General features: G+C 65.2%; 14 protein-coding genes. 8 read left to right on the top strand and 6 right to left on the bottom strand.

What is annotated here, in order from left to right; translation table 11 throughout:
* Positions 1-2: 2 nt before the first annotated feature.
* The 5 genes from IEY07_RS10565 to IEY07_RS10550 all read left to right on the top strand — a co-directional run bounded on the left by IEY07_RS10565 (position 3) and on the right by IEY07_RS10550 (position 3,883).
* A complete protein-coding gene (locus IEY07_RS10565) occupies positions 3-1,073 on the top strand; it encodes a GNAT family N-acetyltransferase (RefSeq protein WP_188895248.1) in 1,071 nt (356 codons plus the stop codon).
* Complete coding sequence (locus tag IEY07_RS10560) at positions 1,070-2,074, top strand: endonuclease/exonuclease/phosphatase family protein (RefSeq protein WP_188895246.1); 1,005 nt, start codon at positions 1,070-1,072, stop codon at positions 2,072-2,074. The genes IEY07_RS10565 and IEY07_RS10560 overlap by 4 nt, the downstream gene beginning before the upstream one ends.
* An 84-nt stretch (positions 2,075-2,158) precedes the next feature.
* Positions 2,159-3,181: an LLM class flavin-dependent oxidoreductase gene (locus IEY07_RS10555; RefSeq protein WP_188895244.1), complete on the top strand. Its 1,023-nt coding sequence runs from the start codon at positions 2,159-2,161 to the stop codon at positions 3,179-3,181.
* 67 nt (positions 3,182-3,248) lie between these two features.
* Positions 3,249-3,437, top strand: a complete 189-nt coding sequence (locus IEY07_RS24105) for an NAD-dependent epimerase/dehydratase family protein (RefSeq protein WP_229669943.1) — start codon at positions 3,249-3,251, stop codon at positions 3,435-3,437.
* Complete coding sequence (locus IEY07_RS10550) at positions 3,431-3,883, top strand: NAD(P)-dependent oxidoreductase (protein WP_229669942.1); 453 nt, start codon at positions 3,431-3,433, stop codon at positions 3,881-3,883. The genes IEY07_RS24105 and IEY07_RS10550 overlap by 7 nt, the downstream gene beginning before the upstream one ends.
* Before the next feature lie 7 nt (positions 3,884-3,890).
* On the opposite strand, the gene IEY07_RS10545 is transcribed toward IEY07_RS10550, so the two are convergent.
* The gene (locus IEY07_RS10545; RefSeq protein WP_229669941.1) at positions 3,891-4,724 is read right to left on the bottom strand and encodes a phytanoyl-CoA dioxygenase family protein; all 834 of its coding nucleotides are present in this window, start codon (positions 4,722-4,724) and stop codon (positions 3,891-3,893) included.
* 61 nt (positions 4,725-4,785) lie between these two features.
* Positions 4,786-5,505 carry a FadR/GntR family transcriptional regulator gene (locus IEY07_RS10540; protein WP_188895242.1) on the bottom strand — a complete coding sequence of 240 codons (720 nt, stop codon included), beginning with the start codon at positions 5,503-5,505 and terminating at the stop codon, positions 4,786-4,788.
* Positions 5,506-5,798: 293 nt separating this feature from the next.
* On the opposite strand from IEY07_RS10540, the gene IEY07_RS10535 reads away from it, so the two are divergent.
* The 3 genes from IEY07_RS10535 to IEY07_RS10525 are packed head-to-tail and all read left to right on the top strand — an operon-like array spanning position 5,799 to position 9,470.
* Complete coding sequence (locus IEY07_RS10535) at positions 5,799-7,571, top strand: type 2 periplasmic-binding domain-containing protein (protein WP_188895240.1); 1,773 nt, start codon at positions 5,799-5,801, stop codon at positions 7,569-7,571.
* A gap of 1 nt (position 7,572) precedes the next feature.
* Positions 7,573-8,463: a carbohydrate ABC transporter permease gene (locus IEY07_RS10530; RefSeq protein ID WP_229669940.1), complete on the top strand. Its 891-nt coding sequence runs from the start codon at positions 7,573-7,575 to the stop codon at positions 8,461-8,463.
* Positions 8,460-9,470: an ABC transporter permease gene (locus IEY07_RS10525; RefSeq protein WP_188895238.1), complete on the top strand. Its 1,011-nt coding sequence runs from the start codon at positions 8,460-8,462 to the stop codon at positions 9,468-9,470. The genes IEY07_RS10530 and IEY07_RS10525 overlap by 4 nt, the downstream gene beginning before the upstream one ends.
* Positions 9,471-9,530: 60 nt before the next feature.
* Here IEY07_RS10525 and IEY07_RS10520 read toward each other — a convergent pair whose 3' ends face one another.
* From IEY07_RS10520 to leuS, 4 genes are all read right to left on the bottom strand, one after another.
* Positions 9,531-9,833, bottom strand: coding sequence for a hypothetical protein (locus IEY07_RS10520; protein ID WP_188895237.1), 303 nt, complete (start codon positions 9,831-9,833; stop codon positions 9,531-9,533).
* 151 nt (positions 9,834-9,984) lie between these two features.
* The gene (locus IEY07_RS10515; protein ID WP_188895236.1) at positions 9,985-10,677 is read right to left on the bottom strand and encodes a helix-turn-helix transcriptional regulator; all 693 of its coding nucleotides are present in this window, start codon (positions 10,675-10,677) and stop codon (positions 9,985-9,987) included.
* A 13-nt stretch (positions 10,678-10,690) separates the two neighbouring features.
* A complete protein-coding gene (locus tag IEY07_RS10510) occupies positions 10,691-10,942 on the bottom strand; it encodes a hypothetical protein (RefSeq protein WP_188895235.1) in 252 nt (83 codons plus the stop codon).
* Between the two features lie 49 nt (positions 10,943-10,991).
* On the bottom strand, positions 10,992-13,562 hold the full coding sequence (leuS, locus tag IEY07_RS10505) for a leucine--tRNA ligase (protein ID WP_188895234.1): 2,571 nt from the start codon (positions 13,560-13,562) through the stop codon (positions 10,992-10,994).
* Between the last annotated feature and the right edge of the window lie 252 nt (positions 13,563-13,814).

Here is a 13,814-nt window from a genome sequence, read left to right as displayed (position 1 = left end):
AGATGACCGCGATCAGGACCCCATCGGCGACGACGGGCGCCCACGCGGGGGCCACCGGTGCCCCCCGGACAGTCGGCGCCCACGCCATCGCCGATGCCCCGACGGGGTCGCAGACCTGGCGGTGTTCCCGCGGTACGTTGATGGTGGTGGTGGTGCTGATGGTGATCGTCGGCCTTGCCATCCCCGCTGCCGCAGCGATCAGCCTGGTCACCGGAGTGACGGCTTTCGGCGGGCAGCAGCTGCCCGTCCTGGCGATCATTTGCGGGCTGGCCGTTCTGGTCCTGGTCTTCGGCTGGCGACTCGGGCTGCACCCGCGGCTGATCCGATCCGGCGACGACGTCGAGGTCATCAACCCCTTCCACCGGCACCGGTTCGACCTGGCCGACGTCACCCTGATCAGGCCGGGCGGGGACGGACTCCTGATCGCCACACCGCAGGACCAGGCCGAGGCCTGGTGCATACAGAAGTCGACGACGGCGCTCCGGTCGGGGCGGCAGACCCGCGCCGACCGGATCAGCGACGAGTTGCGGAGCGTCTGGGACCGCTACCACCTGCCCGACCAGGACCCGAGAAGTCCCGTACGCCTGCGCTTCGGCCGTCCGGGTGAGGAAGAGCTGCTGACCGGTCTGGAGCAGTCGGCGAGTCTGTCCCGGCTGGGCCACATCTTCCCGCCCGAGCAGCATCCGTATCCGACCGATCAGGTCCGGCTGCGATGGCAGGCAGTCCTCGACGACCGCCGGCGGATGACCCTGGTCGCCGAAGTCGGCGGCGAGCCGGCCGGCTACGCGTGCTACGGGGAGCAGACCATCCACCACCTCGGAGTCGCCGAGCAGTTCCAGCGCCAGGGCGTCGGTACGGCCCTGCTCTCGGCCGCCGAGGACGAGTTGTTCGCCGATCCGGCCACGACCCAGATCGGGCTGTGGGTGCTGGAGGCCAATCACAGCGCCCGTACCTTCTACTCCGAGTTGGGCTGGACAGAGGCCGGCGAGTCCCGGGCCGCCGAATTCCCGCCGTATCCGACCGAGATCAGGATGACGCGCCGCAATCCCCACCTCGCCCGGCGAGGCCGATGACGCCGGCTGATCACTGGGCGCGGATCTGGACCGTTCCGGAGCCTCGCCGCTTCCAGTCCCTGTGGTTCGGTGTCGGACTGGTCGCACTGATCCCGGGCATCGGGGCCGCGTTCCTCTACCTGGTACCACCCAACGACGACGCGACGGCGATGACTGCCTCGTTCATCCCGTACGGTCTGCCCGCCGATCTGATCGCCGTGATCTTCCTCGGCGTCGCGCTCGTCCGCGCCCGGCGACGGCTCGCGATCGCCGTCCTGACCTTGATCAGCGCGCTCCTGCTGGCGTTGCAGGTGAGCTGGATCGCGCCCCAGTTCATCCCGGATCCCCGTCCGATCACCAGCCCGGCCTTCACCATGATCAGTCTGAACATGAAGTGGGGCGGCGCCGATCCGGTCCAGCTCAGCAGCGAGGCGGCTTCGGCCGATCTGGTGGTGCTCGTCGAGGTCACTCCGCAGGCGTTCGGCTCGGTACGCTCCGAGCTGGGCGGCCGCTTCCCCTACACGGTCCCATCCGCCATCACCAGCGGAAACCAGTCGATGATCTTGTCCCGCTACCCGCTCACCAACGCCAGCCCGCTGCGCTCGACCAACCAGCAGTGGACCGCAAGCACCACCATCCCGGGGATCGGCCGGCTGAATGTGATCGCCGCCCATCCGTGCAATCCCCAGTGCGGCGGTCAGCGATGGAGCAGCGAACACGCCGCTCTGCTGCAACGCGCCGAACAGCTCGACAACGCTCCGGAGGTGATCGCCGGCGATTTCAACGCCATCGACGATCATGGACCGATGCGGGCGATGTACGCCCACGGCTTCGTCTCCGCGACCGACATCACCGGCGCCGGCTGGATGCCGACCTTTCCCGCCGATATCCGGCTGGTGCCACCGCTGATCGGGATCGACCATGTCCTGGTCAACAGCCGGCTGACCGCTCTCTCGATCAACACCTTCCGGGTCTCGGGAACGGATCATCTGGGACTGATCGCCCGTCTCGCCGGCAGTTAGCGCCGCGGAGCGAATACCGCCCGGATGATTCTGGGGGGAATGATTCTGCGGGAATGATTCTGGGCGGCGTACGTTGATGGGGCTGTGAAGTCGATCGGATTCCTGTCCTTCGGACATTGGACCCCCTCGCCGTACTCCAAGACCCGGACCGGCGCGGACGCCCTGCTGCAGTCGATCGAGCTGGCCGGGGCGGCCGAGGAGCTCGAGGTGGATGGCGCCTACTTCCGGGTCCACCACTTCGCCCGTCAACTCGCTTCGCCGTTCCCGCTGCTGGCCGCGATCGGCGCCCGGACCTCGAAGATCGAGGTCGGAACCGGCGTCATCGACATGCGGTACGAGAATCCGCTCTACATGGCCGAGACGGCCGGCGCCGCCGACCTCATCTCGGGTGGCCGGTTGCAGCTGGGGATCAGCCGGGGATCGCCCGAGCAGGTCATCGACGGCTGGCGCTATTTCGGCTTCCAGCCTGCCGAAGGCAGCGATGAGCAGGAGATGGCGCGCCGGCACACCGAGGTGTTCCTCGAGGTGCTCAAGGGCGAGGGGTTCGCCGAACCGAATCCGCGGCCGATGTTTGCCAACCCGCCCGGCCCGCTGCGCCTGGAGCCCTATAGCGAGGGGCTCCGGGAACGGATCTGGTGGGGTGCAGGTTCGGACCGGACTGCCCAGTGGGCGGCGGAGAAGGGCATGAATCTGCAGAGCTCGACGCTCAAGGACGACGAGACCGGCGAGCCGCTGCATGTCCAACAACGCAAGCAGATCGAGGCCTTCCGTGCCGCCTGGAAGGAGGCCGGGCACGACCGCGAGCCACGGGTCTCGGTCAGTCGTTCGATCCTGCCGCTGGTGACCGATGAGGATCGCGCCTATTTCGGCGACGACACAGGAGACCAGGACCAGGTCGGCTGGATCGACGACAAGACCAGGGCGGTCTTCGGCCGTTCGTTCACCGGCGAGCCGGACGTGCTGGTCGATCTGCTGGCCGGCGACGAGGCGATCGCGACAGCGGACACGGTGCTGTTGACCGTGCCCAACCAACTCGGCGTCGACTACAACGTCCACGTACTCGAAACGATCCTCAAAGACGTCGCGCCCGCCCTCGGCTGGCGCTGACACCAAGATCAACAAGCAAGATCAATCAGCAAGATCAACACACAAGATCAGGAACAGAGGAGAGGCCATGTCGAGCATCGCGATCATCGGTGGCACCGGCTACACCGGCGCGCATCTGGCCAGTGAGGCGGTCGATCGTGGCCACACCGTGGTTTCCTGGAGCCGCAACGAGCCGAACCCCCGGTTCCCGGTGTCCGGTACGAGCACGGGGATGCCGCTGACGCGACCCGGATCATCGATCGCGCGGACGTGGTGATCGCCACCCTGTCGCCCCGAGGCGAGCTGGCGGGCAAGGTGGCGGGGCTGTACAAGGGCTACGCGGCTGCAGCCGCCAAAGCCGGCGCCCGGCTCGTCGTGGTCGGAGGATTCTCCTCGCTACGCCCTGCGGCCGACCGGCCGCGCTTTACCGAGGGTGACATTCCCGAGCAGTTCCGTGACGAGGCGCTGGAGATGGAGTCCTTCAGGGTCTGGATCACCAGCGAGGCGCCCGAGGAACTGGACTGGCTGTTCTTCAGCCCGGCCGGCGCGTACGGCAGCTATGCTCCGGGGGAGAAGACCGGCAAGTACCGCCTCGGCGGCGAAGTCGCACTGTTCACCGAGAACGGCAAGTCGGAGCTGTCCGGCCAGGACTTCGCGCTGGCGATCCTGGATGTCGTCGACGCCGGCGAGCGCCATCGCGAACACATCTCGGTCGCGTATTGATCCCGAGCTAGTGGAAGCCGCGGAATCTGGGGCTGTCCTCACCGCACGGACCGCCCCAGGCCGTGGTCTCCCTCGTGACCGGGTTGCCTGCGAAGTCGTACACGTGCGGTAGATACCAGCCACCGATGTGAGTGGCCTTCGCCGGCAGGTAGTGACTGATGAAGGATCGCCGCCAACTGTCGGACGTGGTGTTGGGACCGGACCCGTGGATCACCGAGCCGGTGAAGAACAACACGTCGCCCGGAGCAAGATCAAGACCGACCGGCTCGGTCGGCGGAGCGACATAGTCGTCGGTGAAGCTTTGGGTGAGGTCGGCGCCCTCGGGGCACTCCAGTTCATTGCGGTGAGTGCCCGGCGCGACCATCAGCCCGCCATTGTCGGGCCAGGACCGATCCACCGCCAACCAGGCTGCGATACAGGTGTAGGGCTGCACCAACAGGTAGTAGTTGTCCTGGTGGAAGGCCTGCCCACGAGCGCCGGGCGGCTTGAAGTAGAACATCGTCTGACAGGCCAGCACCTCGTCGCCCATGAGCTGCACCAGGATCCGGTGCACCCGGGGATCAAGCAGTACCGCTTTGCTGGGCGGGTCGAAATCATGCGGATGCATCACCCGCGGGTACCGGGCAAGGATGTCATCGGTCCCGGTCCCGGTCGCCGGCTCAGGCTCCCAGTGACCGGCGATCGGCTCACCGTGTTCGGCGATCCGGTCGAAGCGGTCCCGGATCGCACCCACCTCGTCCGCGCCGAAAAGACTGCGCTGGATGTGGAAGCCGTCCCGGTCCCAGGCATCCATCTCCTCGGCGCGCAGCGGTGGTCGCGTTGTCGTGGTGGATGTGCTCATCCCGATTCCTGACTTCCCATCGTCGACGTCGACTCCGTGCCGACGAGCCTACTGCCGGTGATCACCGGCCACCGGGGTTGATCCGTCGTCGAATGTCCGGCGGTGCGCCGGCCAGCCAGTGTTCGACGCCGAAGATGTGACTGGTCACTGCCGCACTGACCACCTCGGGGATGCGGGACCGCAACGCCTTCACGATCGTCCGGTGCTCCTCGGTCGTCCGCGCCCAGGCATTGGGCTCGGTACTGCCGCGCCACAGCCGGGCCCGCTGGATCGGTCCGGCGAGGCTGTCCAGAAGCGAGATCAACACTGGATTCCGGGAGCCGGCGACGATCATCCGGTGGAACTCCAGGTCCGAGGCCACCAACTCGTCGACGCTCGGATCGGCGCCCAGCTGGTCCAGATGGGCATCGAGCGCGTCGATCTCGGCATCGGTCAGCCGGAGGCCGGCGATCGCGCTGGCCGCCGGCTCGAGGATGCGACGCACCTGGAGAAAGTCCAGCACCTCGTCGTCGCGATGGAAGTCGACGACGAAGGCCATCCGTCCGATCAGCATCTGCGAGTCGAGGCTGGCTACGTAGGTGCCGTCGCCCTGGCGGACGTCCAGCACGCCGACCAGGGACAGCCCCTTGACCGCTTCGCGCAACGAGTTGCGGGACAGCCCGAGACGCTCAGCCAGGTCGGCCTCCCGCGGGAGCCGGTCCCCCGGCACCAGCTCACCACTGACGATCATCTGCTTGAGCTTGACGATCGCGGAGTCGGTGAGCGTCGTCGACAAGGTCATCAGTGAGCCTCTCGATCCGAGGAGCCCCAAACATAGGACCTCTGGCGCGCTTCATCATGACAGGCGGTCAACTCCGTGTCCAGCGCCGACACGAGGAACCGATCAGCCGGATTCGGCTGATTTACGCCTGTTACAAGGACAATTACGAGTTGATCACGCACCCGCCACTGCCCCGCAGGTCGGTGGCCCACCCTGAAAATATCTCCCTACTCTCTTGCGCAGATGACGGATTCATCGGATCATCTGTCATGGGGATCGCGTCGCACGATCTCACTCGATGAGGAGAGGGAACTATGACCGGAGGAACTTCGCGGATCTCCCGGCGGGCGCTGCTAGGGGTCGGCGCTGCGGGGATCGGGGCGATCGGTGGGTTGCCGCTGCTGAGCGCGTGTAGCTCCAGCGGTGGTTCGGGTGGCAGCAGTGGGTCGAAGCCGACCGGTGCTCCGGTGAAGATCGGAGCTGAGATCGCGGACGGGCCTACCTACAAGGATGGGTATGTCGGTCCGCATGCGACGGTGAGCAAGCCGTTCGGCGACGGGAAGACGACGTTCAAGATCGTGGTGCCGCAGGACACCACCGTGGTGGGCGATTGGAACAAGAACAAGACCACCGCCTGGTTCGAGAAGCTGACCGGCGTGAAGGTCCAGTTCCAGGAGGTGCTGATCACCGACCCGAACGGTGGCAATGATCTGACGAAGATCAATGCGATGTTGTCGGGTGGTGATCTGCCGGATGCGTTCATGGGGATCCCCTTCACCCAGGCGCAGGTGTCGTTGTACGGCCAGCAGGGCCTGTTCGTCGAGTTGGATGATCTGATCTCCCACTATGCGCCGCGGACACAGTCGGCGATGAAGGACTATCCGGATCTGCGGAGCTTGAAGGCTTCCAGTAACGGCAAGCTGCATCAGATGTTGGGCGTCAACGACTGCTACCACTGTCAGAGCAGCAATGGCCGGGCCTGGATCAACAAGAAGTATCTGGACGCGGTCGGCGGGTCGATGCCGGCCTCGACCGATGATCTGCGGCAGGTGTTGTTGGAGTTCAAGAACAAGAACCCGTCGAAGAAGAGCGGGTTCCTGCCCTTCGTGGCCGGTGTGAACAACCCGCTCGATTCGTACTTCATGCAGCCGTTCCTCTACACCTCCTACGGGACCGATTCCAACGGGAGCCCGAATGGAGGATGGCTGCGGCTGAACAACGGCAAGGTCGAGTTCGCGCCGAACAAGGACGAGTGGCGGCAGGCGTTGCAGTATCTCCGCCAGTTGAACAAGGACGGGACCCTGACGTCTCAGGTCTTCTCGATGACCGACACCGAGTTGCAGACCGCCGGCAACAAGGGCCTGGTCGGTTTCGGCCGCTTCTACTGGTGGGGCTCGATCTTCAACCCGGTCACCCTGGACAAGAACGCACCATGGCGTGACTACGTGCCGGTTCCGCCGCTGAAGGGGCCGTCCGGCCAGGCCACCGCTCAGTGGGACTACTACGGCTACGCCACGACCGGCCTGCAGATCACCAATGCCTGCAAGGATCCCGGGACCCTGGTGCAGTGGTCGGACTACCAGATGGACCTGCAGGCGATCATGTGGCAGTACGACGGCATCTACCAGAAGAACTGGTTCTGGGGTGACAAGAGCGCCTCCGGGATCGACGGTGGCAGTGCACTCTGGCGGGACATCCAGTGGCCGGCTCCGGCCGGTGAGTCGTGGAACCAGTACTCGACGATGTATCGGTCCCGGGACTTCCGCGGTGGCCAGCAGGTCGATCCCAAGGCACCGACCTACGAGGCCGGACTGTATGCCGCCGGCAAGACCTACTCCAAGTTCGCCGAGCCGAAGGAGATGCAGTTGCCGCCGCTGATCATCCCCGACGCCTCCACTTCGCAGGTCGCGGACACCGCGACCTCGATCTCCCAGGCCGTCAAACAAGGCATGTCCAACTTCGCCCTTGGCAAGAAGAACATCGACAACGACGCCGACTGGAACGCCTATGTCGACTCCTTCAAAGCCATGAACCTCCAAAGCTATCTGGACATCTACCAGAAGGCCTACGACTCAAGGCCCAAGTGACGTGCGGATCAGAGACACGCGCGGCGACCGCGCCTACTACGTCGTCAACTACTCGGTGTTGATCGTCTTCACGCTGATGGTGCTGTATCCGATGGTCTATGTGATCAGCGCCTCCTTCTCCAGTGCGAAGGCGATCGCCGACAACAGCGTCTACCTGTGGCCGGTCGGGCCGACGCTGGACGCGTACAAGACGATCGTGCAGTCGCCCAATCTGTTGATCGGGTTCGCCAACTCCGCCGTCTACACGATCGGCGGGGCCCTGCTCGGCACGGCGTTGACGGTGTTGGCCGGTTATGCGTCGTCGCGGGACGACCTGCCGTTCCGGCGGGTGATCACGTTCTTCTTCCTGATCCCGACCCTGGTGTCGGCCGGCATCGTGCCGACCTACATCGTGGTCCGGGAACTGGGGCTGCTGAACACCCGCTGGGCGGTCATCCTGCCCGGCGCGATGAGCGTGTTCAACGTGATCATCACCCGCACCTTCTACCAGATGAACATCCCCGGCGAGATGCTCGAGGCGGCCAAGGTCGACGGCGCCGACGACTTCCGGTTCTTCTTCCGGATCGCCCTCCCGTTGAGCAAGCCGATCATCGCGGTCAACCTGCTCTTCTACGGCATCACCCAATGGAACGGTTGGTTCAACGCCTTCCTCTACACCAGCGACCAAAGCCTCATGCCACTGCAACTGGTGCTGCGGGAACTGCTGTCCCAGAGTGCTGTCAACCCGGCCATGATCGGCGGCGCCGACGTCGCCGAGATCCTCAAACGCCAGGAACTCTTCGACAAACTCAAATACGCCATGATCGTGGTCGCGATGATCCCACCCCTGGTCGCCTACCCGTTCGTCCAGAAACACTTCGTCAAGGGCGCACTGATCGGATCACTCAAATGACCTCGACCACTGTGAAGATCGACCAATCAGACGGATCCAACTCCGGCGGATCCAACTCCGACCGGCTCCAATCCGATCCGAAGCCCGGCCGCAGGCCCAGCCGCCGGCTGGGCCTGCGGATGCGGCGCTCCTGGCAGCTCTACGTCCTACTGCTACCGCCGCTGATCTTCTCGATCATCTTCCTGTACTGGCCGATGTACGGACTGATCCTGGCCTTCAAGAACTACAACATCACCCTCGGCATCACCGGCAGCCCCTGGGCCGGCCTCACCTACATCAGCCAGTTCTTCCACTCCTACCTGTTCTGGCCGGTGATCAAGAACACCCTGGTCCTCAACGTCTACGCACTCCTGGCGCTCTTCCCGCTGCCGATCGTGCTCGCACTGTTGATGAACTCGCTGCGCAACCAGCGATTCAAGAAGGCCGTCCAGCTGATCACCTACGCGCCCTACTTCGTCTCCACCGTCGTCCTGGTCGGCATCATCCTGATGCTCTTCTCGACTACGACCGGCGTGGTCAACCAACCCATCTCCGCGATCTTCGGCCACCCCGTCGACTTCCTCAGCGCCGGCGCCTTCCGCCACACCTACGTCTGGTCCGGCGCCTGGCAGACCCTCGGCTACTCCTCGATCATCTTCCTGGCGGCCCTTGCCGGCGTCGACCCAGAACTCCACGAAGCCGCCCGCGTCGACGGCGCCAGCATCCTGCGCCGGATCTGGCACATCGACCTCCCCGGCATCCTGCCGGTCACGGTCACCCTGCTGATCCTCAACATGGGCCAACTCCTCAACAGCGGCTTCGAAAAGGTCCTGCTCCTGCAGAACCCCAACAACCTCGCCGTGTCGCAGGTCCTTGACACCTATTCCTACCAGATCGCCTTCCAATCCCAGATCCCGCAATACTCGTACGCGACTGCGATCGGACTCTTCAAGTCCGTCATCTCACTGGTTTTGATCCTGCTCGCCAACTGGCTCGCCAGACGAGTCGCCAAACAAAGCCTCTTCTGACGAGGGGTCACATAATCATCGATCTGGGCGGCGTGTCGCGGAGAGTACTCGCTCCCTCGATCACTTGAGATCCGGATAGGCCTCGTGGAGAGCATCCTCGAAGGTGTCGGTGAAGTCGTCGATGATCGCCCGCAGCAGTCGCGCCTTGTAGAGGCTGTTGCGGGCATCGGCCTCGGAGTAGGCACTGAGGTCGAGGCTGACGACGCGCGAACAATCGGCGATGGTCAGTTCCGCGTCGACATAGCGGCGGTTCCCGTCCCTGACGCGCTCGGTGAGCACGCGACAGTCTGCGAGCACGTACGCGCCCGCATGGAATCCGCGCCGGTTCAGGAACCGACGCCGGTAGAAACGGCTGATAGCCATGGTGAAGCTCCTTCCGCCGGCCCCGCTGTCGGGTGCCGGCTAGATTCGCTTCATCGCCGTTGTCTCCTCGTGTCCAGGTGCTGACAGATCGTCCACTCCCGCGACCGTACGCCGCTGAACGGGTCAGCGCATCCGGTTAAGAGCCGCCGGGTCAGCAGTCGAGTCGACGGGCGGACCAGCGGGCAAGATCATCGGCCAGCAGACTCTCCGGCCGGTGTGGCGCCGTCTCCCCCGTCGCCTCGACAGCCACGATCCGATCAGTCCGGAAACCGCGGACGCCTTTGCGCAGCCGGCACCAGCCGACCAGGTACCAGTGATCGTCACCGCGCAGCAGACCCAGCGGCTCGATCTCCCGATCCGATTCCTCACCCGTGGACGATCGGTAGCTGATCGTCAGCACGGTGCCCCCGACGACCGCGCGTTCCAGGAGCTCGCCGGACTCGCGATGCTGATCATCACCGATGACATAGGTGCGCGACAAGAGACGGATCGCCTCGCGGTGCCGGGCCTCCGGCAATGCGGAGATGATCTTGTCCCGGGCGCTGCGGGCCGAGGCCTGCAACGGTGAGCCGGCGAGCATCGCCGGGCCGGTCGCCGGCGCGAGTGCCTCCGCGCCCGTGAGCTGGAGCGGCAGCAGCGAGAACTCGCGGCTGATCGCGTACCCGCCGGTCCGGCCCTGGTCGGCATAGATCGGTACGCCTGCCTTCTGCAACGCCAGGATGTCACGCCCGATTGTGCGGGGCGTCACCTCGAAGGCCTCCGCCAGAGCCGTGGCGGATGCCGTACGAGGTGATCGCGCACGCAGATGATCGACGAGCGCGTACAGCCGTTCCGCTCGCTTCATCCCGCTCCTCGTCTCAGCCGAAGGCACGTTCTCCGGTGACGGAGTAGACGTGGCCGATCTTTCCCTCCGGCGTGAAGTCGAAGACGCCGATGCCACCGACGTGGAAGTCTCGCCGCTCGGCGTTCCAGACCGAGACGCCGTGCTCGCCACCGTCGTACGACCTGAGGTGGCTGTAAGTCAGTCCGGTCCGGGTCGAGCGGAAGTCGGTGATCAACTTCTTCAGATCCTCCGGGCCACGCACCGCGTGGCCGATATCAGCGATCACCGTCCCACGACACGCCGCACAGATCAAGGAATCTGTGACCCTCGGCGGATCAGGCGGGGACGATGCTGACCAGCTTCGGCGCCCGGACGATGATCTTGGCGATGGACTGGCCGTCCAGGCTGCGCTGTACCGCCGCATCCGCCAGGGCCAGCTCGCGCAGCGCGTCCTCGGTGATCTCGGCCGACACCTGCAGCCGGGCGCGCACCTTGCCCTTGATCTGGACGACACAGGTCACCTGCTCGGTGACCAGCAGCGCCGGATCGACCTCGGGCCAGCCGGATTCAGCCACCGACGGCTCGTGACCCAGCTGCTCCCACATCTCCTCAGCGACGTACGGGGCGAACAGGCTGAGCGTCTTGGTGATCATCTCCGCCGCCTCGCGGACGGACGGATCGGCACCACCGGCGCCACTGTCGATCACCTTGCGGGTGGCGTTGACCATCTCCATGATCCGGGCGATCGCGACATTGAAGCGCTGGCCCTCGATACAGTCGGTGATGTCGGCCATCAGCTTGTGGATGATCGACCGCAGCGCCTGATCGCCGGTCTTCGCATCGATGCCGGGCTCGCTGGTGACGTCAGCCGCCAGCCGATAGGCCCGCTGCAGGAAGCGCAGCGAACCACCTGGGGACACGTCGGCCCAGTCAACGTCCTCCTCCGGCGGGCTGGCGAAGACCACGGTCAGCCGGACCGCGTCGACGCCGAACTCGTCGATCTGCTTGCCCAGGTCGACACCGTTGCCCAGCGACTTGCTCATCGACTTGCCCTGGTTGATCACCTGGCCCTGGTTCAGCAGCCTGATCATCGGCTCGGTGAAGGTGATCATGCCCATGTCGTGCAGCACCTTGGTGAAGAAGCGCATGTACAGCAGGTGCAGGATCGCGTGCTCGACGCCGCCGACGTACTGCGCGACAGGCATCCAGCGAGCGACCGCCTCCGGATCGAAGGCCTGCTGATCATCATTGGGCGAGCAGTAGCGGAAGAAGTACCAGGACGAGTCGACGAAGGTGTCCATGGTGTCGGTGTCCCGCTTGGCCGGGCCGCCGCACTGCGGGCAGGAGACGTTGACCCAGTCGGTCGCCGCCGCCAGCGGCGAGGTGCCCTTGGGGTTGAGATCCGTGCCCGTCAGATACGGCAACTCGACCGGCAGCTGATCTTCGGGCACGGGCACCTCCCCACACTTCTCGCAGTGGATGATCGGGATCGGCGCTCCCCAGAAGCGCTGGCGGCTCAGCAGCCAGTCGCGCAGCCGATAGGTGATCGCACCGCGGCCGACCCCCTTCTGCTCCAGCGCGGAGATGATCTCGGCGATGCCCGCTTCCTTGCCAGAGATCCCTTCCAGGGCAGGAGAATTGACATAGGCACCATCTCCCGGCGCCGCGACCCCGCTGGCCTTGGGATCCTCGGCCCCGGTGTCCACCACAACGCGTACGGGTAGGTCGAACTTGATCGCGAACTCCAGGTCGCGCTGATCATGGGCGGGAACGGCCATCACCGCACCGGTGCCGTAGTCGGCCAGCACATAGTCGGCGGCGTAGATCGGCACGGCCTCGCCGTTGATCGGGTTGATCGCGTCCACGCCCAGGTAGACGCCGGTCTTCTCCCGGTCGGTCGACTGCCGCTCGATCTCGCTCTCGGACTTGGTCTTCTCCAGGTACGCCTCGAACTCGGCCCGCTGATCATCGGTGACGATCTCCGGCGCCAGCTTGCCGTCCGGCGCTATCACGAAGAAGGTGGCGCCGTACAGCGTGTCGGGGCGAGTGGTGAAGACGGTGATCGGCTCGTCGCGGCCCTCGATCCGGAAGTCGACATAGGCGCCCGAGGACCGGCCGATCCAGTTGCGCTGCATGGTCAGCACCCGGTCCGGCCAGCCGCCCTCCAACTGATCCATGTCGTCCAGCAGCCGGTCGGCGTACTGGGTGACCTTGAAGAACCACTGGGTCAGCTCACGCTTGGTGACCTGGGTGCCGCAACGCTCGCACAGACCCTGGATGACCTGCTCGTTGGCCAGCACGGTCTGGTCCTTGGGACACCAGTTGACCCAGCTCGCCTTGCGATAGGCCAGCCCCCGCTCGCGGAACTTCAGGAACAGCCACTGGGTCCACTTGTAGTACTCGGGGTCCGAGGTGTGCAGCCGCCGGGACCAGTCCAGGCTCAGGCCGTATCGCTTGAACGAGTTGGCCTGGGTCTCGATGTTGGCGTAGGTCCACTCGGCCGGATGGGAGTTCCGCTGGATGGCGGCGTTCTCGGCCGGCAGCCCGAACGAGTCCCAGCCGATCGGATGCAGCACGTCGTAACCGCGGAACCGCTGATAGCGGGCGATCACGTCGCCCATCGCGAACGCCTCGGCGTGTCCCATGTGCAGGTCGCCGGACGGGTACGGGAACATGTCGAGCACGTAGCGGCGTTCCTTGGAGCCGTCATCGGCCGCCTTGAAGGTCTGGTGTTCTTCCCAGTACGCCTGCCACCGCTCCTGCGCGGCCACTGCGTCGTAGCGGGCAGGCTCGTTGCGCTGCGCCGCGTGCTCGGTCGTGCTGTCTGCGACCTCGGTCACTGTTCCCTCTCCTTGTGCATCGTCATCAGGTTCCGGACAAAAGAAGACCCCTCTGCCTTCAGGCATGAGGGGCAGCCGCGCGAGACAACTGGTTGGCGCTGTCTGCGCGGCTAGGTAAGGAGCTCCTGACGATGCATGGGGCCATGGTAGCGCAGCCTGACTCACGGAGCCTTTCCGGAATCGCTCGACCTGGGCTTCGATAGGTTCACAAACAAACCCTGCCCGCAGTCCGTTCGGCGCGACGAAGCGCCGGTTCGGAGGAATCGACTCCATGACGATCTCGGACGCGTTCGCAGAGCTGGTCGAGCGCAACGGCGG

The organism is Microlunatus endophyticus (assembly GCF_014646195.1).
GTDB lineage: Bacteria > Actinomycetota > Actinomycetes > Propionibacteriales > Propionibacteriaceae > Microlunatus > Microlunatus endophyticus.
The sequence above is the reverse complement of the archived record's forward strand: the minus strand, read 5'-3'. Positions and strand labels throughout refer to the sequence as shown.

What these genes read in the sequence shown, in the direction of transcription:
- IEY07_RS10545 (WP_229669941.1), bottom strand. Translation starts at nt 4,724, where the DNA reads ATGAGCACATCCACCACGACAACGCGACCACCGCTGCGCGCCGAGGAG.
- IEY07_RS10560 (WP_188895246.1), top strand. Translation starts at nt 1,070, where the DNA reads ATGACGCCGGCTGATCACTGGGCGCGGATCTGGACCGTTCCGGAGCCT.
- IEY07_RS24105 (WP_229669943.1), top strand. Translation starts at nt 3,249, where the DNA reads ATGTCGAGCATCGCGATCATCGGTGGCACCGGCTACACCGGCGCGCAT.
- IEY07_RS10535 (WP_188895240.1), top strand. Translation starts at nt 5,799, where the DNA reads ATGACCGGAGGAACTTCGCGGATCTCCCGGCGGGCGCTGCTAGGGGTC.
- IEY07_RS10565 (WP_188895248.1), top strand. Translation starts at nt 3, where the DNA reads ATGACCGCGATCAGGACCCCATCGGCGACGACGGGCGCCCACGCGGGG.
- leuS (WP_188895234.1), bottom strand. Translation starts at nt 13,562, where the DNA reads ATGCCTGAAGGCAGAGGGGTCTTCTTTTGTCCGGAACCTGATGACGAT.
- IEY07_RS10540 (WP_188895242.1), bottom strand. Translation starts at nt 5,505, where the DNA reads ATGACCTTGTCGACGACGCTCACCGACTCCGCGATCGTCAAGCTCAAG.
- IEY07_RS10520 (WP_188895237.1), bottom strand. Translation starts at nt 9,833, where the DNA reads ATGGCTATCAGCCGTTTCTACCGGCGTCGGTTCCTGAACCGGCGCGGA.
- IEY07_RS10525 (WP_188895238.1), top strand. Translation starts at nt 8,460, where the DNA reads ATGACCTCGACCACTGTGAAGATCGACCAATCAGACGGATCCAACTCC.
- IEY07_RS10515 (WP_188895236.1), bottom strand. Translation starts at nt 10,677, where the DNA reads ATGAAGCGAGCGGAACGGCTGTACGCGCTCGTCGATCATCTGCGTGCG.